The sequence below is a fragment of the Polaromonas sp. genome (assembly GCF_030680935.1).
Lineage (GTDB): Bacteria > Pseudomonadota > Gammaproteobacteria > Burkholderiales > Burkholderiaceae_C > Polaromonas.
The window spans coordinates 51,060-75,600 of the sequence record NZ_JAUXUP010000059.1 but is presented as its reverse complement, the minus strand read 5'-3'; the positions used below and the strand labels follow the sequence as shown (position 1 = coordinate 75,600).

Genomic DNA, 24,541 nt, shown 5'->3' with positions numbered 1-24,541 from the left:
CTTGCTTGGGTTGAGCGCATTAAAACCGTTTTTCAACCGTCGTCGGCCATCAGCACGCTGTTTCTGCGGCATAGTGCCAAGGTCAGCCCTGAAATATTCGAAAAGTGAGACCGCCTTGTCCATCCATGTTGCACTGAGCCATATCACCCACTACAAGTACGACCGCCTGGTGCGCCTCGGCCCCCAGGTCGTCCGCTTGCGCCCGGCGCCGCACAGCCGCACCAAGGTGCTGTCTTACTCGCTCACGATTGAACCCGCGGGCCACTTCATCAACTGGCAGCAAGACCCTTTTGCCAATTACCAGGCGCGTCTCGTGTTCCCGGAGCCGACGCGGGAGTTCAAGGTCACGGTCGATCTGGTCGTTGAAATGGCGGTGTTCAACCCGTTTGATTTTTTCCTCGAACCCGACGCTGAGGAGTTTCCTTTCAGATACAGCAAAGACCAGGCGCGTGAGCTGGCGCCCTACCTGGCCACCGAGCCTGCCACGCCGCTGCTCAAGGCCTACCTGGACAGCGTGGACCGCACGCCAAAACGCACCATCGATTTCCTGGTCGGGCTCAATCAAAAGCTGCAGGGCGACATCAAATACGCGATCCGCATGGAGCCCGGCGTGCAGACCCCCGAAGAAACCCTCAAGCTCGCCGTTGGCTCCTGCCGCGACACCGGCTGGCTGATGGTGCAGCTGTTCCGCCATCTCGGTCTGGCCGCGCGTTTTGTCTCGGGTTACCTGATCCAGCTCAAGGCGGACGTCAAGTCGCTCGACGGCCCGAGCGGCGCCGAAACCGACTTCACCGACCTGCACGCCTGGTGTGAGGTGTTCCTGCCCGGCGCCGGCTGGGTCGGGCTGGACCCGACCTCGGGCCTGATGGCCGGCGAAGGCCACATTCCGCTGGCCTGTACACCCGAGCCATCCAGCGCGGCGCCGATTGAAGGTGGCGTCGATGAAAGCGAAGTCGAGTTCGCCCACCACATGGGGGTGCAACGTATTTACGAATCACCGCGCGTGACCCAACCCTACACCGACGCCCTGTGGGCCGACGTGCTCAAGCTCGGCCACCAGGTCGATCAGGACCTGCTGGCCGGCGATGTGCGCCTGACCATGGGCGGCGAGCCGACCTTTGTGGCCACACAAGACCGCGACGCGGCCGAATGGAACATCGATGCGCTTGGCCCCACCAAACGCGGCTACGCGACGGAACTGGTGCAAAAGCTGCGCGCCGAATACGGCGAAGGCGGCTTTCTGCATTTTGGCCAGGGCAAGTGGTACCCGGGCGAGCAGTTGCCGCGCTGGGCGCTGAGCATTTTCTGGCGCAAGGACGGTCAGCCGGTCTGGCAGAACCCGGCCCTCTTCACCGACGAACGAAAGCCCTGCAGCTACACCAGCGCGGACGCCAAACGGTTTACCGACACCCTGGCCGGCAAGCTGGGTCTGTCCGCCAAACACATCACGCCGGGCTACGAAGACACCTGGTACTACCTGTGGCGCGAGCGTCGGCTACCGGTCAACGTGGACCCGTTTGACACCAAGCTCGACGACGCGATGGAGCGCGCGCGCCTGCGCCGGGTGTTCTCGCAGGGGCTGGACGCGGTGGTCGGTTATGTGTTGCCGCTGAAAGTGCGTGAAGAAAGTGCGAAAGGCCAAGGCCCGCAATGGTCCACCGGCCCCTGGTTCTTCCGCGACGAACGCATGTATTTGATGCCGGGCGACTCGCCCATGGGTTACCGCCTGCCGCTGGACTCGGTGCCCTGGGTCTCCAAGACCGACTACCCTTACATGACCGAGGCCGACCCCTTCGCGCCGCGCGAGGAATTGCCGCCTGCACACACGCTTGCCGAACGCTACAACACGGCACGCAGCCAGCCGGTGCCAGCGCCGGTCGAACCCGCCGTTTCTGCACCCGTTGCCGGCGCCCGGCACAGCAGTGCCAGCATGCTGGCACAGTACATGGCGCGCTACATGACGGGCAACGGTTCGCGCAATGAAGCGAGCCGCCTGATGCAGTTCAGGAACACCACATCCAGTGTGGATGTGCGCTTTGACCAGGGCGCAAAAGCGGGTCTCCCGTCGGCAGCCCCTGCGGCACCTGCACCTGCGCCGGCCGATCCCTCGGCGCGCATGCCCAAGGCCGGCGAGTCCGCTGCATGGCTGACCCGCACCGCGCTGTGCGTCGAGGTGCGCGACCCGAACCGCGCCAACGGGCCCCAGGACAAGCCAAAAGCCGCACCGAAGGAAAAAGGCGCCAAGCCTGAAACCGGCGCCCTGTACATCTTCATGCCGCCGCTGGAGCGCCTGGAAGACTATCTGGACCTGCTGGCCGCCGTCGAGGCGAGTGCGCAAGCACTGGGCCTGCAGATCGTGCTCGAAGGTTACCCGCCGCCGCGCGATCCGCGCCTGAAGATGCTGCAGGTCACCCCCGACCCCGGCGTGATCGAAGTCAACATCCACCCGGCCTACAACTGGAACGAGCTGGTCGAACACACCGAGTTCCTCTACAAGATCGCGCACGAGACGCGCCTGTCGGCTGAAAAATTCATGACCGATGGCCGCCACACCGGCACCGGCGGCGGCAACCACTTTGTGCTGGGCGGCGCCACACCACCCGACAGCCCGTTTTTGCGCAAACCGGAAATGCTGGGTAGCCTGATCGCCTACTGGCACAACCACCCCTCGCTGAGTTATCTGTTCTCGGGGATGTTCATCGGCCCGACCAGCCAGGCCCCAAGGATTGACGAGGCGCGCAACGACCAGCTGTACGAGCTGGAAATCGCGCTGCGCGAGATTTCTGCGAATCGGGAGAAATACGGTGAAAAGATGCCGCCGTGGATTGTGGACCGTACGCTGCGCAACATCCTGGTGGACGTCACCGGCAACACACACCGCAGCGAGTTCTGCATCGACAAGATGTATTCTCCCGACTCCGCCACCGGTCGGCTCGGCCTGCTGGAATTGCGAGCGTTCGAAATGCCGCCGCACGCCCGCATGAGCATCGTGCAGCAACTGCTGCTGCGCGCGCTGGTCGCGCGTTTCTGGAACAAGCCCTACCACGGCCGCATGACGCGCTGGGGCACCGAGCTGCACGACCGCTTTTTGCTGCCCGGCTTTGTGCGCCAGGACTTTGCCGACGTACTGACCGAGCTCAACGAGGCCGGTTACGGCTTTGACATGGCCTGGTTTGAGCCCCATTTCGAGTTCCGCTTCCCGATGATTGGCCAGGTCAAAGCCAACAGCATCGAACTGACCCTGCGCAGCGCGCTAGAGCCCTGGCATGTGATGGGCGAAGAAGGCTCGTCCGGCGGCACCGTGCGGTATGTCGATTCGTCGCTGGAACGGGTCGAGGTGCATGTCACCGGCCTCAACGACAACCGCTACGTCATCACCGCCAACGGCCGTGCGCTGCCGTTGCAAAACACCGGCACGGTCGGTGAGTACGTGGCCGGCGTGCGTTACAAGGCCTGGAACCCGCCCTCGGCCCTGCACCCGTCGATTGGTGTGCATGCGCCGCTGACGTTTGACATCGTCGACACCTGGATGGAGCGCTCGCTGGGCGGCTGCCAGTACCACGTGGCGCATCCGGGCGGCCTCAGTTACGACACACTGCCGGTCAACTCCTATGAGGCCGAGAGCCGGCGCCTGAACCGCTTCTTCCAGATGGGTCACACGCCGGGCAAAATCCGGGTCCAGCCTGCGCAACCGAGCCGCGAGTTTCCGTTCACGCTGGATCTGCGCTGAGCGGGCGCAGGCGCTCCAGGCAGTCCCGCAAGGCTGCCCGCAGCGCCGGCGGCTCGCGAATCTCGAAGTCAAACGACAGCCGGGCCAGTTGCCGAGCAAACCAGTGCAAGTCATCGGCCTGGGCGTGCAGCAGCACCCCGCCGTCACAGGGCTGAAAGACACCGACCCCGTCAAACAGCTCGACCTGCGCACTTTCCAGCGGCGCGTGCAGCAGCACCTGGATGCTGAAAGCGCGCGGCAAAGTGGCCATGCCACGCGCCAGGTAGTGCACAGCATTGAAGTCGACGGGCGGTGTAAATACCACGTTGAGCGCCCGTACCTGCAGCACCCGGTCCAGCCGGAATGAGCGCAGGCCCTGACGCAGGTGGCACATGCCCACCACGTACCAGCGCCCCCCCCGATGCGCCAGGCCATAAGGGTCCAGATCCCGCTCCGTCGTCTCGCCATCGCCCGAGCGGTAAGCCAGATGCACACGTTGCCAGCCGTGGGCCGCCATGCTCAGGGCCAGCAGGGCCGTGTTGTCACCAGGCGCGACCGATTGGGCCAGGTCCAGCCGCACCGTTTCGGCCAGGGCGCGGCTGCGCTGCTGAAGATTGCGCGGCATCACGCGCTCCAGCTTGGCTTGCGCGCTTTGCACCGCTGGCGCTGCTTCCGCCAGGCCCAAGCCTCGCGCAGCCACCAGGCCGATGGACAAAGCCAGCGCCTCATCGTCGGTAAACATCATGGGTGGCAGCTTGAACCCGGCCATCAGGCTGTAGCAGCCATACCGGCCCCGCTCGGCCACCACCGGAATCCCCAGGTCTTCCAGCTTGGCGATATAGCGGCGCAGGGTGCGGCCGTCCACCTCCAACCGCCGCGCCAGCTCGGCGCCGCTCATGCGCCCATGGCTTTGCAGCAGCTCCAGCACCGTCAGCACACGCGTCGTAGGTGAATACATGGGGTCAGTTTAAAACTTAATCAGGACTGATATCGCCCTGATTGACCCCTACATTGCAGACCTTGGTGTCAGTTCGGCATCCCAACGCAGCAAAAAGGAAGACATGGACACTCTGGCCCTGACCCAGACCAGCCACTTGTGGCTGTTTTTTGTGATGGTGTTCGGCATCATCGTGTTGCCCGGCCTGGACATGGCTTTTGTCATGGCCAGCTCATTGGTGGACGGCCGCCGCTCCGGCCTCTCCGCGGTGGCCGGCACCATGGCGGGCGGTGCTGTGCATGTGGTGCTGGGCGCCATCGGTGTGGGCGCCATTCTGGCGATATTCCCGCTGGCCTTTCAGGCCATGCTGCTGGTCGGGACGCTGTACATCGGCTGGATGGGCCTGTCCCTCTGGCGCGGCGCTACAGCGCTGGGAGAAATCGGCGACGCCCGCTCCCGTAGCCTGTCAGCCACCTTCGGGCGCGCGGCGCTGACCTGCCTGCTGAACCCCAAGGCCTATATGTTCATGCTGGCGGTGTTTCCGCAGTTCCTGCGCCCTTCCTACGGACCCATCTGGCTGCAGGCTGTGGTGCTGGGCCTGATCATCGCCTTGACCCAAGGTACGGTATACGGCGCCATTGCGCTGGGCGCCGCTCACGTGAAAGACTGGCTGCGTCACAACCCACGCTCGCAAGTGCGACTGGGCCAGGCGGTGGGCGGTGTACTGATACTGGCTGCATCCTGGACTGCATGGAGCGCCTGGCAGGCGCTCTAGGGGCGGGTACAGCTGCAGGCCAGGCTTGCCGCCTGTGTCTTATGCCCGCCACACGCGCCGCGCCAAGTGGTCGCTGCAGCGGGATGCAGGGTCGGCTGCGGCTCCTGGGCCGCACATGAAGGCATACTCTTGCCAACGTGGAATACAAGGACTCACTTTTTGCAGCTGCTGCGCTGGAAGCGCCCGGCGACCTGGCGCTCGCCTTGGCTCTGCCTGGGGCGGCTGGTCATTTTGACGAGTTGCATGGGCGTACCCTGGACAGGGCCGCGCCGCTGACCAGCCAAACGCAAAGCCAGAGCCAGACCCTGCCGGCACTGCAACTGGCGGGTGGCGCCACCGCTGCCACAACAGCAGCTCCAGTTGCGGCAGCTGTGCCCGACGCAGCCCCCACCCCCCCTGGCCCTGCGAGCCTGTCGCCAGAATGGACACGATTTTTCAATTTTCTGGGCGGCGACGGTTTTGAAGATCTGAACCATCGCAAAACCAACCTGCAGCGCCAGATCCGCGACAACGGCGTGACCTACAACGTTTATGCCGACGCCAACGGGCCGCAGCGCCCCTGGTCGCTGGACCTGTTTCCGCTGATTCTGTCGGTGCAGGACTGGGCGCAGATCGAGACCGGTGTGCGGCAGCGCGCGCAATTGCTCGAATGCATCATGGCCGACGTGTATGGCCCGCAACAGCTGCTCGCGCAAGGCCTCTTGCCTGCCGCGCTGGTGCAAGGCCACCCGGGCTATCTGCGCGCCATGCACGGCGTGCAGCCGACCGGCGGCTTTTTGCACATTGCCGCTTTCGATCTGGCCCGCGGCCCCGATGGGCGCTGGTGGGTGGTGTCGCAGCGCACCCAGGCACCTTCCGGGCTGGGTTATCTGCTGGAAAACCGTCTGGCGATCTCGCGGCTGTTCCCCGAAGCCTTTCGCGAGCTCAAGGTGCAGCGCCTGGCGGCCTCGTACAAGGCGTTGATAGACGGCATGAAAGTGGCCAGCCCGGCGCGGCGCAATGGCGAGGAAAGCCGCATTGTGCTGCTGACGCCGGGGCCGTACAACGAGACCTATTTTGAACACGCCTACCTGGCACGTTACCTGGGCCTGACACTGGTTGAAGGCAGCGATCTGCTGGTGCGCGACGACAAGCTGTATCTCAAGACCCTGCAAGGGCTGGAGCCGGTGCATGGCGTGCTCAAACGCCTGGATGACGAGTTTCTGGACCCGCTGGAGTTGCGTTCGGATTCCACCCTGGGGGTGCCCGGCCTGCTGCAGGCAATACGCGCCGGCAATGTGCTGGTGAGCAACACGCCGGGTTCGGCTTTTCTGGAATCCAGCGCGCTGCTGGGCTTTTTGCCAGCGCTGTCGCGCCACTTGCTGGACCAGCCGCTGGCCATGCCATCGCTGGCCACCTGGTGGTGCGGTGAGCAGGCCTCCCTGCAATCGGTGCTGCCGCGCCTGAAAGAGTGTGTCATCAAGGCCACCTATCCCAGCGCTGGCAGCAGCTCCGTGATTGCGCAGACGTTGACCAGCCGCGAGCTTGATGAGTGGGCCGGCCGTCTGGTCCGGCGCAGCGAAGACTACACCGTACAGGCTTACCTGCCACTGTCCCAAACACCCACCTGGCAGGGGCAGCGCATTGCGCCGCGTTCGACCATGCTGCGGGTTTTTGCAGTGGCCGACGGCAGCGGCTCCTGGCAGGTGTTGCCCGGCGGCCTGGCGCGGCTGGCTGGCGTCAACGCCAAAATTGCGTCCATGCAGCAAGGCGGCAGCAGCGCCGATGTCTGGGTGGCTGCCAAACCTTCCTTGACTTCCCCGACTGCCGGCACAGCCTCCGCGAGCGCGTCCCACACCGCGCCGGCGGCGCCCGCCGGGGCCGAACCCGGCGCCGCGCCGCAGGACTGGACCCGCCACCGGCACAAACCCGCCGTGACCAGCCGCGCAGCCGAAAACCTCTTCTGGCTGGGCCGCTACACCGAGCGCACCGAAAACGCCATCCGCATGGCCCAGTTGACGCTGCAATCGCTCAATGGCGAAGACCAGTCTTCGCAACCGCTGCTGGCCTGGCTGTCCGGGATGGCGGTCAAAAACGGCCTGGTGATGGACAGCGTGCCCGCCGCTACGCAGGCGCGGCGCGTGTTTGAGCGTTCGCTGATTGCCAGCCTGGCCGACACCGATCAGGCCGCCAGTGTGGGTTACAGCCTGCGTGCACTCAAAGGTGCAGCCTCGGCGGTGCGCGAGAGGCTGTCCCAGGAGCAGTGGCACGTCATCATGCAGGCCGAGGCAGACTTCTTCTCACGCTGCGAAAGCTTCAGCGGGCCCGAGCACCCGGCCTCGCAGGCCCTTGAATATTCGTCGGTCGAGGCGCTGGCAGCGCTGGAATCCGCCAGCGGTTTCCTGGCCGCCATGACCGGCGCACAGACCGACCGCATGAGCCGTGACGACGGCTGGCGCCTGCTCAGCACGGGCCGTCATATCGAGCGTCTGAATACCCTGTCTGCCGCGCTGATGCTTGGTTTTGAGACCGGTGCGGTCCATGACGAAGGCGGTTTTGGTGCCATGCTTGCGCTGTTCGACAGCACCATCACCTTTCATGCCCAGTACCAGCAGCAGCGCGACATACCGGCGCTGCTCGATCTGCTGGTGCTGGACCGCGACAACCCACGCTCGCTCGGCTGGGTCACCCAGACGCTGCGCGGTCGGCTGGCCCGGCTGGCCGAGAACACGTCAGGCCATGCGCAGGCGATCCCCGACCTGACGCAGTCCCTGCCAGACCCCGGCAGCTGGAACCTGAGCGAGCTGTGTCAACCGGCTGCTGGCGCAGCGCAAGACCAGCCGTATGCCAGCCTGCTGGAGCAGTTGGAGTGCTGCTGCGACGCCGCTTTCGATCTGTCCGACATCCTCAGCCGCCGCTATTTCAGCCACGTCGCCCAGGACGAGCACAGTCTGGGTGCCTGAGCGCCGCCCTGTGCATTGATTTCCCCTTTCCCCATGTTGCTTCACCTTGTTCACGAAACGCACTATGCCTACACCCCCACGGTGGAGAGCGCACACCATGTGCTTCACCTCAAACCGGCCAGCCACGCAGGCCAGCAGCTGCTGCGCCACAGCCTGAGCATCAGCCCGCAGCCCGCACGGGTGCAGGAGTTGACGGATGTGTATGGCAACACCCGCAGCTACTTTTCGCTGCAGGGCCCGCACGACAAGCTGACCGTTCGCGCCGACAGCATTGTCTCGACACTGGCACTCAACGCGGCGCCTCAGGATGCAGAGCCTGGTCTGCCGTGGGAGTCTGTGTGCGCGCAGTTTCGCTACCAGGCCGGTGGTGCTTACGACAGCGCCTGCGAGTTTGTGTTTGCATCGCCCTACGTGCCGCGTGACGATGCGTTTGCAGAATTTGCCCGCCCCAGCTTTGTCCCTGGCCGACGGTTGCCAGAAGCAGCCCACGACCTGATGGAACGCATTCACGAGGCCATGACCTATGAAAGCGACAGCACCGAAGTCGGCACCCCCGCGCTGGAGGCGCTGCAGGCGGGCAAAGGTGTCTGCCAGGACTTTGCGCACATCATGGTTGCCTGCTGCCGCGCCATGGGTGTCCCGGCACGTTATGTCAGCGGCTATCTGCTGACCACGCCCGCCCCTGGCCAGCCCCGCTTGATCGGCAGCGATGCATCCCACGCCTGGGCCTCGGTCTATTGCCCGGTGGAAAGCAAAGCCCGCGGCATGGCGCTGGCAGACGGGCAAAGCCCCGGGCTCTGGCTGGATTTCGACCCGACCAACAACCGCGCGCCCGGCGAAGACTATGTCACGCTGGCCATTGGCCGTGATTTTCTGGACGTCTCGCCGATGCGCGGCGTGATACGCGGCGGCGCACACCATGTGCTGGAGGTGGCGGTCACCGTGATGCCGATTGACAAGCTGCCTGAGCTGGACTGAACACGCCGGGGCCGACGGATTGTGGCGCGCCGTTTAGAATTACCCCATTGGCAGACCTCATTTGCTACTTATTTGATAGCTGCTTACGCCCGTCAGTTATGGACTGAAGGCATATTCTCTTCCAAACCTTAGTCTGTTCTATTCAGGAGCACTTCATGACACACCCCACCGGCCCCATCTACGACACACTCCAGAAACTGGGCATCAGCCTGCCACCGGTCGCTGTACCCGCAGCGGCGTATGTGCCTTTTGTACAAACCGGAAAACTGGTTTTCCTGTCTGGCCACATCGCCAAAAAAGACGGCAAAGCCTGGGTAGGCCAGTTGGGCAAAAACATGGCCACCGAAGAAGGCAAGGCTGCCGCACGCGCGATTGCCATTGACCTGATGGGCACCCTGCATGCGGCTGTGGGCGATCTGGGCAAGATCAAACGCATCGTCAAGCTGATGAGCCTGGTCAACTCCACCGGCGACTTCACCGAGCAACATCTGGTGACCAACGGCGCCAGCGAGCTGTTTGGCGAAGTCTTCGGTGCGGCCGGCAGCCATGCCCGCAGCGCGTTTGGCGTGGCGCAAATCCCGATGGGTGCTTGCGTAGAGATTGAGCTGATTGCCGAGCTGGCCTGAGCGCGGCAGCGTCAGCCGCGCGACAGCGGCATGCGTCTGTCTCTCTTAAAATAAATTTGCCTCCCTCATCGGAGGCAAGCGTTCTCAGGGCGGGGTGAAATTCCCCACCGGCGGTGTTTGCGTGTTAACGCATCAGCCCGCGAGCGCCCGGCCTGCTTCTGGCAAGCCGGGGTCAGCAGATTCGGTTCAACTCCGAAGCCGACGGTCACAGTCCGGATGAAAGAGAGCGCGACGTCCATGGCCCCGCCGTGGGCTGGTGCCTGCGTGCCAGCCCGCCTGTGGGCCAAAGACTCGTGCGCCCTGAATTTCGGTGACCGTTTTCAGGAGAACCCATGAGCCAGCCAAAACCCCCAATCAGCCCCCTGCCGCAGCGGCCGGACCGGTTCTGCTTCATCCAGGCCAGCTGGCATGCCGACATCGTCAACCAGGCCCGCGATGCGTTTCTGGCAGAAATGGCCCGGCATGGCGTGACGCGGCAGGACATTGATCTGGTCGAGGTCGCTGGCGCCTTCGAGATTCCTCTACATGCACAACAGCTTGCGCGCTCTGGCCGATACACCGCCATCGTCGCCTGCGGCCTGGTGGCCGACGGCGGCATCTACCGCCACGAGTTTGTCGCCGATGCCGTGATCAGCGGACTGATGCGGGTGCAGCTCGACACGGGCGTGCCAATTTTTTCAGCCGTTCTGACGCCGCAGCATTTTCATGCCCACGAAGAACACCAGCGCTTTTTCAGCGAGCACTTTGTCATCAAGGGCACGGAGGTCGCCCAGGCCTGTCTGCGCACGGTGGCAAGTTTGCGGCAGGTTCAGGGCCTTGCAGCAGCTTGAGTTTCTACCGCAAGGCACAAGCCAACAGTGGGCGCAACCCGGTACCGGTCACCACGCTGTTGTGCGATAAGGCAGCGCGCCGGATTGCGGCATCAACTTACAAGAAAAAAGTGCCGCCAGCCCTTTAGAGATATGCGCGGGCAGCTACTGATTTAATAGCAAATTAGTTCAGGCACGCTCACCCACCCAAGCCTGGACGGACTTCAACGCGTCGCCGAGTTTGGACGCATCGGTACCGCCAGCCATGGCCATGTCGGCCTTGCCGCCGCCTTTACCACCCACCTGCTGGGCCACAAAGTTGACCAGTTCGCCGGCCTTGACCCTGCCCACGCTGTCGGCGGTGACGCCCGCTGCGATCTGCACCTTGTCGCCGTCCACCGCCGCCAGCACGATGACCGCCGTCTTGAGCTTGTCCTTGAGTTTGTCCATGGTCTCGCGCAAGGTCTTGGCGTCTGCGCCTTCCAGCCGGGCCGCCAGCACCTTGAGGCCCTTCACATCAACCGCCTGGGACATCAGTTCGTCGCCCTGCGCCGACGCCAGTTTGCCTTTGATGGCCGTCAGCTCTTTTTCCAGATCACGCATCTGTTCCAGCAAGCCGCTGACACGGGCAGGCACCTCATGCGGCGTCACCTTCAGCGTTCCGGCCACGCCACCCAGGGTGGACTCCATGGCCTGCACATAGCTCAGCGCGGCCAGGCCGGTGACGGCCTCGATGCGCCGCACACCGGCCGCCACGCCACCTTCGGCGGTGATGGTGAAAAAGCCGATATCGCCGGTGCGAGCCACATGGGTTCCGCCGCACAGTTCCTTGCTCGAACCTATGCTCAGCACCCTTACTTCGTCGCCATATTTTTCACCGAACAGCATCATGGCGCCGGTTTTCTGGGCGGCCTCCATGTCCATCACGCTGGCGTCGGTTGCGGCGTTGGCGAGGATCTCGGCGTTGACGCGGGCTTCGATCTCGCGGATCTGCGCATCGGTGACCGGCGCGTTGTGCGCAAAGTCAAAGCGGGTTTTTTCTGCATCGACCAGCGAGCCCTTTTGCTGCACATGGTCGCCCAGCACTTCGCGCAAGGCCTTGTGCATCAAGTGGGTGGCGCTGTGGTTGCGCACGGTGGCGGCGCGTACTGCGGTATCGACCTGGGCGCTCACCGCGTCGCCGACCTTGAGCGTGCCTTCGACCTGCGTGCCGTGGTGGCCAAACACATCGGCCTTGATCTTCAGCGTGTCGTCTACGGTAAAGCTTGCGCCAGTTGCAGTGAGGCGCCCCTGGTCACCTATCTGTCCGCCACTCTCGGCATAAAACGGCGTGGTGTTCAATACCACCACCCCGCTTTGGCCTGCATGGAGCGCCTGGACGGCCGCACCATCGGCATACAGCGCCACCACTTTGGCCGGTTCTTCCAGCAAGGTATAGCCAGTAAAAGCGTGGCCTTCACCCGTGTATTCCAGCGCACGGTCCATCTTGAACTTGCCGGCAGAGCGCGCCTGGTCTTTCTGCTTGTCCATGGCGGCGCGAAAACCCGCCTCATCCACCTCTACACCCCGCTCACGGCACACGTCGGCCGACAGGTCAAGCGGAAAGCCATAGGTGTCATGCAGTTTGAAGGCCACTTCACCCGGAAGTACCTTGGCCCCACCAGCCAGCGCCGTATCAAGAATCGTCATGCCGATTTCCAGCGTCTCAAAAAAGCGCTCTTCCTCAACCCCCAGCACATCGGTGATGCGCGCCGCCTGCGAGGCCAGACGCGGATACGCCGCCCCCATCAGTGTGACCAGATCGGGCACCAGTTTGTGAAAAAACGGTGTCTTCTTGCCAAGCTTGTAGCCATGCCGGATCGCGCGGCGGATGATGCGGCGCTGTACGTAACCGCGCCCTTCATTGGACGGATTGACGCCATCGCTGACCAGAAAAGCGGTGGCGCGGATATGGTCGGCAATCACACGCAGGCTTTTGTGGTTCAGGTCTTTTTCACCGGTCTCGCGTGAGGCGGCCTTGATCAGCGCATCGAAAATGTCAATTTCGTAGTTGCTGTGCACATGTTGCAGGATGGCGGCCAGGCGCTCCAGCCCCATGCCCGTGTCCACGCACGGCGCCGGCAGCGGCCTGACCGAGCCATCGGGCTGCATGTCGAACTGCATGAAAACATGGTTCCAGATTTCAATAAAACGGTCGCCGTCCTCGTCAGGGCTGCCGGGCGGGCCACCGGGGATATGCGGCCCATGGTCGTAAAAAATCTCGCTGCACGGGCCGCAGGGGCCTGTGTCGGCCATCATCCAGAAGTTGTCGCTGGCGTAACGCCCGCCCTTGTTGTCGCCGATGCGGATCACACGTTCGGGCGGCAGACCAATTTCCTTGGTCCAGATGTCGTAGGCTTCGTCGTCTTCTTCATAAACGGTAGCCAGCAGACGCTCTGGCGGCAGTTTGTAGACCTCGGTCAATAACTCCCAGCCCCACTTCAGTGATTCGCGCTTGAAATAATCGCCAAAACTCCAGTTACCCAGCATTTCGAAGAAGGTGTGGTGCCGCGCGGTGTAGCCGACGTTTTCCAGATCGTTGTGTTTGCCACCGGCACGCAGGCAGGCCTGCACCGACGCCGCGCGCACATAGGAACGCTTGTCGGTGCCCAGAAACACGTCCTTGAACTGCACCATGCCGGAGTTGGTGAACATCAGCGTCGGGTCATTGCCCGGCACAAGGGAGCTGGACGGCACCACGCTGTGGCCCTTGGACGCGAAAAAGTCGAGAAAAGACTTGCGAATGTCGGCGACGGTGAAAACGGGAGCGCCGGAAATGTGTGTACTCATCACCAGATTATAGTTTTGGGCAATTCAGCGGCTGCGCCCCGCATGGGACTGCTCGCGAGCGAGTTCAATAAACTCGGACACCACGTCGCGGATGTTCGACCCGCGCCGCCACACCAGGCCTATATCGATGCTAGGAACCGCATCCCGCAGGCTGCGCACCTCGATGTGCTCGGCATCCAGCGTCCATGGGCGGTACAGGAAGTCGGGCAGCAAGGCAATGCCGGCACCCACGCCCACCAGGGAGCGCACCGCCTCCAGCGAAGAGGTTCGCATGGTGACTTCAGGGCGCATGCCGTAGCGCGACCAGACCGTGCGAAGCACGTTTTCTATGCGATCCGCTTCCAGAACAATGTGTTGATGCGCGGCACATTCGGACAATGTCAGTTCGGCCCGCTCAGCCAGGGGATGGCTGGACGCCAGCCACACCCGGTTCGGTGAGCTGGTCAGGACCTCCACCACAAGCGCCTGCGGATCGCCCAAGGTGTTGGAGACCATGATGGCCAGATCGACCTCGCCGTTGATCAGCAGGTGTTCGAGAAACTGCGGCGAATCCTCGACCACTGAAATTCTCACCGACGGATGGGAGCGCTGAAAACGCGCAAACAGGTCCGCCAGGTAATAACCCGCCACCAGACTGGTCACACCGATGGTCAGGCTGCCGGTCAGGGCTTCTGCGCGTTCCCGCCCCAACATCCCGGCTTCGGCCACCGCCGATATGACCTTGCGTGCGCTGGCCTGAAATCGATGCCCCGCCTGCGTCAGCACCATGCCCCGGGAGGAACGTTCAAACAGGGCGACGCCCAGGGACTCCTCTATCTCCTGGATGCTTTTGGTGACCGCCGACTGGGCGATGTTGATCATGCGCGCGGCCGCAGCCACCGAAGCCATTTCCGACACCGCGAGGAAATAGCGAAACTGCTTCAAAGTGATGTGTCGCTGCATCTGGGTGGCGCGGTGACGGTACTAAAAATCGGGGGTTTACCCTTGCTATCTGTTTTTCAGATGGCCCAAGCTGCGAATATTGAACTTTGCAGGCCCGGGTGTCAAGACTACATTGGCGTGGCTTTTTGCATCGGGCGAAGGGCCCAGCCCTGCTGGAATCGATCAACCTGATTGGAGTGCATCAATGAAATTCCTGACAAATGGAGTGGTTGCAATGGGCTTTCTGGCAATCGGCAGCGCCAGCCTGGCCGCGCAGCCACTGCAAAAACTGGGCAAGGGAGAAGGACGGGTAGACATCGTGGCCTGGGCGGGTTACATCGAGCGCGGCGCCACCGACAAGAAGTTCGATTGGGTGACCGGCTTCGAGAAAGCCTCTGGCTGCAAGGTCAACGTGAAGACCGCAGGCACCTCCGACGAGATGGTGGCGCTGATGAACGAAGGAGGGTTTGACCTTGTCACGGCTTCGGGCGACGCCACCACCCGGCTGATCCGGGGCAAAAAGGTTCAGCCCATCAATGTGGGCTTGATTCCGAGCTACAAAAATATCGACCCCCGGCTGCAGAAAGCGCCCTGGCATTTTGAGGGCAACACCCACTATGGCGTGCCTTACCAGTGGGGCTGGAACGTGCTGATGTACAACACCAAGGTGTTCGGTGACAAAAAGCCCACCAGCTGGAGCGTGGTGTTTGAAGAGCAGACCCTGCCAGACGGCAAAAGCAACAAGGGCCGCGTTCAGGCCTTCGACGGACCGATCTACATTGCCGACGCCGCCCTGTATCTGATGAAGAAAAACCCGGCATTGGGTATCAAGGACCCCTACGAACTCAATGAGGCCCAGTACAAGGCGGCCCTCGAGCTTCTGCGCGGCCAACGCAAGCTTGTAGGAAAGTACTGGCACGACGCGTTTGTGCAGATCGACGACTTCACCAACGAGGGTGTGGTGGCATCAGGCAGCTGGCAGTTCCAGGCCAACATCCTGGGATCCAAGAAAGTGCCTGTGGCCACGGTGGTTCCCACGGAGGGCGCCACGGGGTGGGCCGACTCCACCATGATGCACGCCGACGCCAAAAACCCCAACTGCGCCTATATGTGGCTGGAGCACTCCCTCAATCCGAAACTCCAGGGGGATCTGTCGGCCTGGTTCGGGTCGGTGCCCGCGGTGCCGGCCGCCTGCAAGGGCAATGCGCTGCTGGGCGACACCGGCTGCGACCGTCAGGGCTACAAGGATTTTGAGCGCATCTCCTTCTGGAAGACACCGACATCCATGTGCAAGACACAAAACAACCAGTGCGTCCCCTATCACAAGTGGGTGTCAGACTTCATCGCCATCCTCGGTGGTCGCTGACAGGCGCTCACGCGGCTCGCCCTTGATTCATCATCGGTGAGCCAGCTGGTTTTTCGGGCCTCTGGCATCGCCCGCGGGCTGTGCCAGAGGATGTTGGATTTCACCCCCTATTGAAAGTCTGCACCGAATGGCAGCAGTCAGTTTGTGCGACGTATCGTGCGTCTTCCGCTCGGCAGGCAAATCAGTTCACGCGGTAGCCAACGTCAGTCTTGACGTGCAAGGTGGCGAGTTCTTCACCTTGCTTGGGCCTTCGGGATCTGGCAAGACCACCTGCCTGCGCATGATTGGCGGCTTTACCTTGCCCAGCAGCGGCAGCATCTTCATCGACGGTGCAGAGGTCAGCCAGCACCCCCCGTACCTGCGGCCGGTCAACACCGTCTTCCAGGACTACGCGCTGTTTCCGCACATGTCGATATTGGACAACGTGGCCTACAGCCTGATGGTTCGCGGCGTCGATCGCAGCACCCGGGAACGCCGTGCCATGACCCTGCTGGAGATGGTGCAGTTGCCCGAGGTCGCGCAGCGCAAGCCGGCCCAACTTTCGGGTGGTCAACGCCAACGCATTGCACTGGCGCGTGCGCTGATCAGCGAGCCCAAGGTTCTGCTGCTCGACGAACCCCTGGGCGCACTGGACCTCAAGCTGCGCGAGCAGATGCAAGGTGAGCTCAAAAGCCTGCAGAGAAAGCTCGGCATCACCTTTATTTTCGTCACCCACGACCAGCATGAGGCGCTGTCGATGAGTGACCGCATTGGCGTGTTCAACAAAGGCCGGCTGGAGCAAATCGCCACCCCTGCCGATCTGTACAACCGCCCGGCCACCCGCTTCGTCGCGGAGTTTGTCGGCACCGCCAACGTATTGCAAAGTCAGCACGTCCCGGGGAGCGCGCGCAACGGGGCCGTCATGATCCGCCCCGAGCAGATTCGACTTGAACTCGGAACTCCGGCGTCTGAGGGAACGCCAGCCCGAGTCCTTGGCGTCGTGCGGGATGTGCAGTTCTTTGGCTCCTTCTGGCGCGTGAGCGTGCAATGCCCGCAGGCGGGTGAGCCGCTGCTGGTCGATGTGCCTGTCAACACCGCGCTGCGGGCGCCACAAAGCGGTGACGCCGCGCAATTGTTTTGGGACGACGCGGCGGCGCACCCGATTGAAGACGCCGCTGTGCGTGCGCTGCCCGCATGATGAACGCTGGTGTCATGGCCCATACCGCGCGCCAAAAGCTGGCCAACCAGCTGTCCAACCTGCTGTACACGCGGCGCGGCCTGCTGCTGGCGCTGCTGCTGACGCCACCGCTGGCGTGGTTTGGCGTCGTTTACCTGGGCTCGCTGTTCAGCCTGCTCGCCAACAGTTTTTTCCGCCTCGATGACTTCACCGGCCAAGTGGTTCGTGAAGTCGGACTGGACAATTTTGTCGAGATCTTCACGCCCACCAATCTCGATGTAGCCCTGCGCAGCACGACCATGGCCGTTCTGGTCACGCTGGCTTGCGCCGTGATCGGTTTTCCGATCGCCTTCTACATGGCACGCCATGCCCGCGGATCGCAGAAGGCGCTGCTCTACGTGGCCGTCATGTTGCCGCTGTGGTCCAGCTACCTGGTTCGCCTGTACGCCTGGAAACTCCTGCTGGCCAAAGAGGGAGCCATCTCCTGGTTGGCGCAGAACCTGCACCTGCAGTGGCTGCTTGATGGCCTGCTGGCCATGCCCGTACTGGGCGGGAGTTCGCTGAGCTTTTCTCCCCTGGGTACCTTCATCGTTTTTGTCTACATGTGGCTGCCCTTCATGATTTTGCCGATACTGGCTGCGATAGAACGTATCCCGGGCTCCTACCTCGAAGCGTCGGCCGATCTCGGCGCCAGCCCTGCGCAGACGTTTCGCCAGGTTATTTTTCCGCTGGCCATGCCGGGGGTCGCCGCCGGATCGATCTTCACCTTTTCGCTGACGCTGGGGGACTACATCATTCCGCAGGTCATCGGCAACTCCACGTTGTACATCGGGCAGGTGGTGTATCGCCAGCAGGGCGTGGCCGGCAATCTGCCGTTTGCAGCCGCTTTCTCCCTGGTACCGATAGCCATCATTGGTGTGTATCTGTGGCTGGCCAAACGCAAGGGAGCCTTTGATGCGCTCTGACGCTGCGTTAAAAACTGTCAGCTCCATCCGGGGCGCCTCCCTGGGCCTGAAGGTCGCGACCTGGGCCGGCGTGCTGTTTCTGCACATACCGCTGGCCTTCATCATCCTGTACGCCTTCAGCAGCGAGGACAAAAGCTACGTCTTTCCCCCGCCGGGGCTGACCACCCAGTGGTTTGCAGTGGCCCTGGAACGCCAGGATGTCTGGGACGCGATGAAGCTCTCTTTCCAGATCGCGCTGTGCGCAACCGGCATCGCCATGGTGCTGGGCACGCTGGCGGCCGGCGCCCTGGCCCGTACGCAGTTTTTCGGTCGTGAGGCCATCAATCTGCTGCTGATACTGCCCATCGCGCTGCCCGGCGTCATCACCGGCATTGCGCTGCGCTCGGCGTACCACGGCATGGACATCCCGTTCAGTTTCTGGACCATCGTGATAGGACACGCCACCTTTTGCGTGGTGGTGGTTTACAACAACGCGGTGGCCCGACTCAGGCGCATCAGCCCTTCCCTGCTGGAAGCTTCCATGGATCTGGGCGCCAATGTGTTCCAGACCTTCCGCTACGTGTTGCTGCCCCAACTCGGTTCCGCGCTGCTAGCGGGTGGCCTGCTGGCTTTTGCCCTGAGCTTTGATGAAGTCATCGTTACCACCTTTACCGCCGGCCAGCAAACCACGTTGCCGATCTGGATGCTCCAGGAGCTGATCCGACCGCGCCAGCGCCCGGTGACCAATGTGGTGGCGGTGATCATGATAGGCCTGACTTTCATCCCCATCGTGGCCGCGTACTGGCTGACCCGGTCCGGCGAAGACAGTCAAGGCCGCTGAATTTTCCGTTACCCAGAACCCGCTGTTTATCCAGATCCGCCACTAGGAGCCAAGACCATGGGACACCCCACCGAAACCAGCATGCTGTTCCCCACCGACCTTTTGATTGACCACCAACTGGTCAAGGGCGAAGGGGCGGACGAGCCCATTCTCAACCCGGCCACTGGCGAGGTACTGTGCCTTGTGGCCGAGGCCTCGCAAGAGCAGGTAAACCGGGCCGTTTCCGCAGCCAGCCGGGCTTTCACGACCTGGTCCCAAACCACGCCGGGGGAGCGCGCCGGATTGCTGCTGAAGTTGGCCGATGTGATTGAAGCCAATGCGGAACAGTTTGCCCGTCTTGAATCGCTGAACTGCGGCAAGCCTTATGCACGCGCTCTTGGCGATGAAATTCCAGCAATTGCCGACTGCTTCCGCTACTTCGCCGGTGCCACCCGCTGCATGACCGGCACCCTCGCTGGCGAATACCTCAGCGGCCACACCAGCATGATCCGGCGCGATCCGGTAGGCGTCGTCGCTTCCATCGCGCCATGGAACTACCCGCTGATGATGGCCGCCTGGAAGACCGCCCCCGCGCTCGCGGCGGGCAACACGGTGGTGCTCAAGCCCAGTGAACAGACGCCCCTGACCGCTTTGCTGTTTGCCCGACTGGCCACCGACATCCTGCCCCGGGGCGTTCTCAACGTGGTCTGTGGCCGGGGGGCGAGCGTGGGCCAACCCTTGGTCGAACACCCCCAGGTGCGCATGGTGTCGGTCACCGGCGATGTCTCGACCGGTCGCAAAATCCTGCAGGCAGCTGCAGGCACGCTCAAACGCACCCATCTGGAACTCGGGGGCAAGGCGCCGGTCATCGTGTTCGACGACGCCAACGTGGATGAAGTGGTTGCCGGCGTGCGTACCTTTGGCTATTACAACGCCGGGCAGGACTGCACCGCCGCCTGCCGCATCTACGCAGGCCCGAAAATTTACGACCGGCTGGTGGCCGATCTGACTTCCGCCGTCTCCACACTCAAGATGGGGGGCCAGGACGAAGACGGCGTCGAGCTGGGCCCGTTGATCTCCGACCGGCAGCGTAACCGCGTGGCCAGTTTTGTGGAACGCGCCCAGATGGCCGGCCACATGGAAATCACCACCGGCGGCAAGCTGCGCCAGGGCAATGGCTTCTTCTACGAGCCCACTGTGATTGCAGGCGCGCGGCAAGACGACGAAATAGTGCAGCGCGAAGTGTTCGGTCCTGTCGTTTCCGTCACCCGCTTCACGGACGACGCCCAGGTGGTGGGATGGGCCAACGACTCCGAATACGGCCTGGCGTCCAGCGTCTGGACCCAGGATGTGGGTCGCGCCATGCGTGTGGCCAAACAGTTGCAATATGGCTGCACCTGGATCAACACCCACTTCATGCTGGTCAACGAGATGCCGCATGGCGGACTGAAGTCGTCCGGCTATGGCAAGGACATGTCCATGTATGCGCTGGAGGACTACACGGTGGCCCGGCATGTGATGGTCAGACTCTGAACAAGGAGAAACGGTGAAACAGTCCGCCAACGAATCCTTGATGGCCCGCAAAGCCGCCGCCACACCGCGCGGCGTCGGTGTCATGGGTACTTTCTTTGCCGATCGTGCGAGCAACGCCGAGCTCTGGGACATCGAAGGCCGGCGCTACATCGACTTTGCTGGCGGCATCGCGGTGCTCAACACAGGTCACCGCCACCCCAGGGTTGTGGCCGCCGTGCAGGCGCAACTGGAGCGCTTCACCCACACCTGCTACCAGGTCGTACCTTACGAGAGTTATGTGGCCCTGGCCGAAAAGCTCAATGACCTCACCCCTGGCAACCACGCGAAGAAAACGGCCTTGTTTTCGACCGGCGCTGAAGCGGTGGAAAACGCCATAAAGATCGCGCGCGCTGCTACCGGCCGCAGCGGAGTCATTGCCTTTGGCGGCGCCTTCCACGGGCGCAGCCTCTACGCGGTGGCGCTAACCGGCAAGGTCACGCCCTACAAAAACGCCTTTGGCCCCATGCCGCCAGAGATCTACCATGTGCCCTTCCCCTGTGACGCTGCCACCCTGGTCGAGGCGCGCAAGGCGGTGGAATATCTGTTCAAGCACGACATAGAACCGGGCCGCGTGGCGGCCTTTATCTACGAGCCGGTGCAGGGCGAGGGAGGCTTCAACATCATCCTTCCTGAGGCAGTGCGCTGGCTGCGTGAACTTTGCAACGCGCACGACATTCTGATGATTGCCGACGAAGTGCAGACCGGCTTCGGCCGTACCGGCAAGCTCTTTGCCATGGACCACTATGCCGGACAGGGCATCGCGCCTGATCTCATGATCGTTGCCAAGTCGCTGGCCGCCGGCCTCACGCTGTCGGCTGTTACCGGGCGCGCAGAGATCATGGACGCGCCAGCGCCAGGCGGACTGGGCGGCACCTACGCCGGCAACCCTCTGGCCGTGGCCGCCGCGCTGGCCGTCATCGACATCATGCGCGAGGAGCGTCTGCCCGCACGCGGTCAGGCGCTGGGCGATCAACTCCAGGCACGACTGCGGGATCTTCGCAGCCGGGTGCCACAACTGGCCGATGTGCGCGGCCTGGGCGCCATGGTGGCAGCTGAATTTCGCCATACAGACGGGCGCCCCGACGCCGATTTCACCAAGCAGGTACAGGCTCGCGCCCTGGCCCAGGGGCTGATCCTTCTGACCTGCGGCATGGACGGCAACGTGCTGCGCTTCCTCTTTCCGCTGACGATTGAGCAGCCCCTCTTCGAGGAGGCCCTTGACATGCTGGAGACCGCTCTCACCGGGACTTGAGGCAAAATCACGCTTCCCGAACTGGAGTCTCTGATATGGACATGAAAACCTCGCCGATTTCGCTGCTCAAAGACCCCACTCTGCTCAAGACCGACGCCCTGATCAACGGCCAGTGGGTCAAGGGCAGCGCCCGTTTTGACGTGAACGACCCGGCCACCGGCCTGAAGCTGGCCGACGTGGCCAATCTGGGCACCAAGGATGCTGAAGACGCGATTGCTGCCGCCAACGCCGCCTGGCCCGCCTGGCGCAGCAAGACCGGCAAGGAACGCCACGCCATCCTGCTCAAGTGGTACCAGTTGTTAATGGCCAACGTCGAGGACCTGGGCCGCATCATGACCGCCGAGCAGGGGAAGCCCTTTGCGGAGGCCAAGGGCGAGGTGACCTACGGCGCCAGTTTTGTCGAATGGTTTGCCGAAGAAGCCAAGCGCGTCAACGGCGAAACGCTGCCGCAGTTTGACAACAATCGCCGCTTGATGGTGCTCAAGCAACCCATCGGCGTGTGCGCCGCTATCACGCCCTGGAATTTCCCCCTTGCCATGATCACCCGCAAGGTGGCGCCAGCGCTGGCCGCCGGTTGCCCGGTCGTCATCAAACCAGCGGAGTTGACACCGTTGACTGCACTGGCGGCTGCCGAGCTGGCCCTGCGTGCTGGCATTCCGTCCGGTGTGCTCAATGTGCTGACCGCCGACAGCGACAACTCGATTGCCATCGGCAAGGTGTTCTGCGCCAGCGACGTGGTGCGGCATATCAGCTTCACCGGCTCCACCGAGGTGGGCCGCATCCTGATGGCACAAAGCGCGCCGTCGATCAAAAAACTCTCGCTGGAGTTGGGCGGCAACGCACCCTTCCTCGTGTTCGACGATGCCGACATCGACTCGGCCGTCGAAGGCGCGATGGCCAGCAAATACCGCAACGCTGGCCAGACCTGTGTCTGCGCCAACCGCATTTATGTGCAGGACGGCGTATACGATCAGTTTGTTGAAAAGTTTGCGGCCAAGGTCAAGTTGCTCAAGGTCGGCAATGGCTTTGAGGACGGCGTGGTGCAAGGCCCGCTGATCGAAGACGCCGCTGTTGACAAGGTGCAGCGCCATGTCGAAGACGCACTGGCCAAAGGCGGCAAGTTGCTGGCCGGTGGGCACAAGCTCAAAGGCCAGTTTTTTGAACCCACCGTGATTTCCGAAGCCACCGGCGACATGCTGTGTGCCAAAGAAGAAACCTTCGGCCCGTTTGCGCCGGTGTTTCGCTTCAAGCATGAGCAGGAGGCGATTGACGAAGCCAACAACACCGAGTTTGGCCTGGCCAGCTACTTCTACAGCCGCGACATCGGCCGGATTTACCGCGTCGCCGAAGCGCTGGAATACGGCATGGTCGGCATCAATGCCGGCGTGATCGCCACCGAACATGTGCCTTTTGGTGGCGTCAAGCAGTCGGGCCTGGGTCGCGAGGGCTCCAGCCACGGCATGGAAGAGTACCTGGAGATGAAATACCTGTGCCTGGGAGACATGCTGAAATGAAGCGCAGACTTTTTATCCACGCCGGCATCGCGTTTGCAGGCACTACTTTTTTGATAGCTGCTGGCGCACAGGGGACGGGGGCTACAGCCCAAAAACGTCACAAGCTGGTGATTCAGGTCAGTGACAACGACCCGGCCAAGTGGAACCTGGCATTGAACAATGCGAAGAATGTGCAAGACGACGTGGGCGCCGCCAACGTGGACATCGCCATCATCGCCTACGGCCCCGGCATAGGCATGCTCAAGCTCGAATCGCCAACCGGTGCGCGTGTTGCCGACGCGATGAAAGCCAATGTACGCGTCGTCGCCTGCGAAAACACCATGCGCGCCCAGAAAATCACCAAAGACGACATGCTGCCCGCCATCAGTTATGTACCGGCGGGTGTGACCGAGATCATGAAAAAACAGGGCGAAGGCTGGGCTTATTTGCGGCCTTGAGCTTCTTTTGCCTTCAACCACCGTTCTGGTGGTTTTACAATCGCCATACGCGGGTGTAGTTCAATGGCAGAACTTTTGCTTCCCAAGCAAATAGCGTGGGTTCGATTCCCATCACCCGCTCCAATTACATTCGCTCTTTCCAGGATGGCGCGCTGCAGCGCCTTCCTTCAGAACTGCTGAAACGTATATCTACCCGTGCAGAAACAAAAAAACCGGGCAGCGCCCGGTTTTTTACTGGTGTTGAAACCGCTTACAGTATTTTGCAGACCATGAAGCCAGCCGTGGCTTCGACGTAATTCACGACCGCGCCTGCAGCAACAGCAGGTGTCGTAGCCGTAATCGCCGCACGCACGTTACCGGTGTTATTGACGCCGTCGTCGAGCAGGCGATCCAGGGCACCGGCCTGCTTGCCGGTCAGTCCACTCATACAAACCACATTGACCAATCCAAATCCCATCACGTTGTTGGTGAGGGAAATGCCGCCGCCGGCAGCACTCGTTGGAAGTGTTGTAGCAGCCGGGTCTCCTTCAACGAAACCCGCACGGCGCAGCGCCTGGAACGCCTGGAGGTTTTCCGAACCTGCTGCAGGTGGGAAGATGATGACGGCACCACCAGCGCCAATCAGACCGTTGTTGTTGCCAGCGGTAAAAGCCGTGGCACCCCAGCCTCGCTCAGTGTGCGTCGTGGCAGTCAAATCGTCCCCGGGCACTCCGCGGTACCGATCCTGATAGCTGCGCACCACTGCAGTCATGGAATCCAGGTCTTTGGCCAAGTTCTTGATACGGGAATTTTCGATCAATTCCTGACCTTTCAGCACGCCAGCCAGCAGCAAGCCCACGATCACCAGCACGATGGCGATTTCCACCAAGGTGAAACCGCCTTGTTTTTTCAAGGTTTTCATTGATTAACTCCAAATTGGGCGACGCGACATGCATCGATGAGCAAATGTATCTT

Annotated in this window: 18 protein-coding genes, 1 tRNA gene and 1 riboswitch; of the genes, 15 read left to right on the top strand and 4 right to left on the bottom strand. The window is 62.4% G+C overall.

Annotated elements, in window-relative coordinates; translation table 11 throughout:
• Nucleotides 1-115 precede the first annotated feature (115 nt).
• Nucleotides 116-3,730 carry a DUF2126 domain-containing protein gene (locus tag Q8L50_RS14805; RefSeq protein ID WP_305349401.1) on the top strand — a complete coding sequence of 1,205 codons (3,615 nt, stop codon included), beginning with the start codon at nt 116-118 and terminating at the stop codon, nt 3,728-3,730.
• On the opposite strand, the gene Q8L50_RS14800 is transcribed toward Q8L50_RS14805, so the two are convergent.
• The gene (locus Q8L50_RS14800) at nt 3,711-4,667 is read right to left on the bottom strand and encodes a YafY family protein (RefSeq protein WP_305349400.1); all 957 of its coding nucleotides are present in this window, start codon (nt 4,665-4,667) and stop codon (nt 3,711-3,713) included. The genes Q8L50_RS14805 and Q8L50_RS14800 overlap by 20 nt on opposite strands.
• A gap of 103 nt (nt 4,668-4,770) precedes the next feature.
• Between Q8L50_RS14800 and Q8L50_RS14795 the strand changes: the two genes are divergently transcribed.
• The 5 genes from Q8L50_RS14795 (at nt 4,771) to Q8L50_RS14775 (ending at nt 10,797) form a co-directional block, all read left to right on the top strand.
• Nucleotides 4,771-5,421 (top strand): LysE family translocator, encoded by a 651-nt coding sequence (locus Q8L50_RS14795; protein ID WP_305349399.1) that lies wholly within the window; start codon nt 4,771-4,773, stop codon nt 5,419-5,421.
• Nucleotides 5,422-5,558: 137 nt separating this feature from the next.
• Entirely contained in the window at nt 5,559-8,363 is a 2,805-nt protein-coding gene (locus tag Q8L50_RS14790; protein ID WP_305349398.1) for a circularly permuted type 2 ATP-grasp protein, read from the top strand.
• A 33-nt stretch (nt 8,364-8,396) separates the two neighbouring features.
• Complete coding sequence (locus Q8L50_RS14785; RefSeq protein WP_305349397.1) at nt 8,397-9,341, top strand: transglutaminase family protein; 945 nt, start codon at nt 8,397-8,399, stop codon at nt 9,339-9,341.
• Between the two features lie 155 nt (nt 9,342-9,496).
• Nucleotides 9,497-9,967, top strand: a complete 471-nt coding sequence (locus Q8L50_RS14780) for a RidA family protein (RefSeq protein ID WP_305349396.1) — start codon at nt 9,497-9,499, stop codon at nt 9,965-9,967.
• A 76-nt stretch (nt 9,968-10,043) separates the two neighbouring features.
• Nucleotides 10,044-10,199: riboswitch (FMN riboswitch) on the top strand.
• 100 nt (nt 10,200-10,299) lie between these two features.
• On the top strand, nt 10,300-10,797 hold the full coding sequence (locus Q8L50_RS14775) for a 6,7-dimethyl-8-ribityllumazine synthase (RefSeq protein WP_305349395.1): 498 nt from the start codon (nt 10,300-10,302) through the stop codon (nt 10,795-10,797).
• Nucleotides 10,798-10,965: 168 nt separating this feature from the next.
• Here Q8L50_RS14775 and alaS read toward each other — a convergent pair whose 3' ends face one another.
• A complete protein-coding gene (gene alaS, locus Q8L50_RS14770) occupies nt 10,966-13,605 on the bottom strand; it encodes an alanine--tRNA ligase (RefSeq protein WP_305349394.1) in 2,640 nt (879 codons plus the stop codon).
• A 24-nt stretch (nt 13,606-13,629) separates the two neighbouring features.
• Nucleotides 13,630-14,547: a LysR family transcriptional regulator gene (locus tag Q8L50_RS14765; protein ID WP_305349393.1), complete on the bottom strand. Its 918-nt coding sequence runs from the start codon at nt 14,545-14,547 to the stop codon at nt 13,630-13,632.
• Between the two features lie 184 nt (nt 14,548-14,731).
• Between Q8L50_RS14765 and Q8L50_RS14760 the strand changes: the two genes are divergently transcribed.
• From Q8L50_RS14760 to Q8L50_RS14720, 9 genes are all read left to right on the top strand, one after another.
• Nucleotides 14,732-15,892, top strand: a complete 1,161-nt coding sequence (locus Q8L50_RS14760) for an ABC transporter substrate-binding protein (protein WP_305349392.1) — start codon at nt 14,732-14,734, stop codon at nt 15,890-15,892.
• A 127-nt stretch (nt 15,893-16,019) separates the two neighbouring features.
• Nucleotides 16,020-17,069, top strand: coding sequence for an ABC transporter ATP-binding protein (locus Q8L50_RS14755; RefSeq protein ID WP_305349391.1), 1,050 nt, complete (start codon nt 16,020-16,022; stop codon nt 17,067-17,069).
• Between the two features lie 14 nt (nt 17,070-17,083).
• Nucleotides 17,084-18,013 carry an ABC transporter permease gene (locus Q8L50_RS14750; protein ID WP_305349390.1) on the top strand — a complete coding sequence of 310 codons (930 nt, stop codon included), beginning with the start codon at nt 17,084-17,086 and terminating at the stop codon, nt 18,011-18,013.
• Nucleotides 18,003-18,833, top strand: coding sequence for an ABC transporter permease (locus Q8L50_RS14745; RefSeq protein WP_305349389.1), 831 nt, complete (start codon nt 18,003-18,005; stop codon nt 18,831-18,833). The genes Q8L50_RS14750 and Q8L50_RS14745 overlap by 11 nt, the downstream gene beginning before the upstream one ends.
• A 57-nt stretch (nt 18,834-18,890) precedes the next feature.
• Nucleotides 18,891-20,345 carry a gamma-aminobutyraldehyde dehydrogenase gene (locus tag Q8L50_RS14740; protein ID WP_370869809.1) on the top strand — a complete coding sequence of 485 codons (1,455 nt, stop codon included), beginning with the start codon at nt 18,891-18,893 and terminating at the stop codon, nt 20,343-20,345.
• 40 nt (nt 20,346-20,385) lie between these two features.
• Nucleotides 20,386-21,636 carry a 4-aminobutyrate--2-oxoglutarate transaminase gene (gabT, locus tag Q8L50_RS14735; protein ID WP_305349410.1) on the top strand — a complete coding sequence of 417 codons (1,251 nt, stop codon included), beginning with the start codon at nt 20,386-20,388 and terminating at the stop codon, nt 21,634-21,636.
• A gap of 35 nt (nt 21,637-21,671) precedes the next feature.
• Complete coding sequence (locus tag Q8L50_RS14730) at nt 21,672-23,150, top strand: NAD-dependent succinate-semialdehyde dehydrogenase (protein WP_305349388.1); 1,479 nt, start codon at nt 21,672-21,674, stop codon at nt 23,148-23,150.
• On the top strand, nt 23,147-23,587 hold the full coding sequence (locus Q8L50_RS14725; protein WP_305349387.1) for a DsrE family protein: 441 nt from the start codon (nt 23,147-23,149) through the stop codon (nt 23,585-23,587). The genes Q8L50_RS14730 and Q8L50_RS14725 overlap by 4 nt, the downstream gene beginning before the upstream one ends.
• A gap of 49 nt (nt 23,588-23,636) precedes the next feature.
• Nucleotides 23,637-23,710, top strand: a tRNA-Gly gene (locus Q8L50_RS14720).
• A gap of 127 nt (nt 23,711-23,837) precedes the next feature.
• Here Q8L50_RS14720 and Q8L50_RS14715 read toward each other — a convergent pair.
• Nucleotides 23,838-24,488 (bottom strand): type II secretion system protein, encoded by a 651-nt coding sequence (locus tag Q8L50_RS14715; protein ID WP_305349386.1) that lies wholly within the window; start codon nt 24,486-24,488, stop codon nt 23,838-23,840.
• Between the last annotated feature and the right edge of the window lie 53 nt (nt 24,489-24,541).

Bases quoted from the DNA above. Each gene is read 5' to 3' on its own strand.
- Q8L50_RS14725 (WP_305349387.1), top strand. From the start codon at position 23,147: ATGAAGCGCAGACTTTTTATCCACGCCGGCATCGCGTTTGCAGGCACT.
- Q8L50_RS14765 (WP_305349393.1), bottom strand. From the start codon at position 14,547: ATGCAGCGACACATCACTTTGAAGCAGTTTCGCTATTTCCTCGCGGTG.
- Q8L50_RS14775 (WP_305349395.1), top strand. From the start codon at position 10,300: ATGAGCCAGCCAAAACCCCCAATCAGCCCCCTGCCGCAGCGGCCGGAC.
- Q8L50_RS14785 (WP_305349397.1), top strand. From the start codon at position 8,397: ATGTTGCTTCACCTTGTTCACGAAACGCACTATGCCTACACCCCCACG.
- Q8L50_RS14795 (WP_305349399.1), top strand. From the start codon at position 4,771: ATGGACACTCTGGCCCTGACCCAGACCAGCCACTTGTGGCTGTTTTTT.
- Q8L50_RS14755 (WP_305349391.1), top strand. From the start codon at position 16,020: ATGGCAGCAGTCAGTTTGTGCGACGTATCGTGCGTCTTCCGCTCGGCA.
- gabT (WP_305349410.1), top strand. From the start codon at position 20,386: ATGGCCCGCAAAGCCGCCGCCACACCGCGCGGCGTCGGTGTCATGGGT.
- Q8L50_RS14730 (WP_305349388.1), top strand. From the start codon at position 21,672: ATGGACATGAAAACCTCGCCGATTTCGCTGCTCAAAGACCCCACTCTG.
- Q8L50_RS14780 (WP_305349396.1), top strand. From the start codon at position 9,497: ATGACACACCCCACCGGCCCCATCTACGACACACTCCAGAAACTGGGC.
- Q8L50_RS14760 (WP_305349392.1), top strand. From the start codon at position 14,732: ATGAAATTCCTGACAAATGGAGTGGTTGCAATGGGCTTTCTGGCAATC.
- Q8L50_RS14745 (WP_305349389.1), top strand. From the start codon at position 18,003: ATGCGCTCTGACGCTGCGTTAAAAACTGTCAGCTCCATCCGGGGCGCC.
- Q8L50_RS14750 (WP_305349390.1), top strand. From the start codon at position 17,084: ATGGCCCATACCGCGCGCCAAAAGCTGGCCAACCAGCTGTCCAACCTG.
- alaS (WP_305349394.1), bottom strand. From the start codon at position 13,605: ATGAGTACACACATTTCCGGCGCTCCCGTTTTCACCGTCGCCGACATT.
- Q8L50_RS14740 (WP_370869809.1), top strand. From the start codon at position 18,891: ATGGGACACCCCACCGAAACCAGCATGCTGTTCCCCACCGACCTTTTG.
- Q8L50_RS14800 (WP_305349400.1), bottom strand. From the start codon at position 4,667: ATGTATTCACCTACGACGCGTGTGCTGACGGTGCTGGAGCTGCTGCAA.
- Q8L50_RS14715 (WP_305349386.1), bottom strand. From the start codon at position 24,488: ATGAAAACCTTGAAAAAACAAGGCGGTTTCACCTTGGTGGAAATCGCC.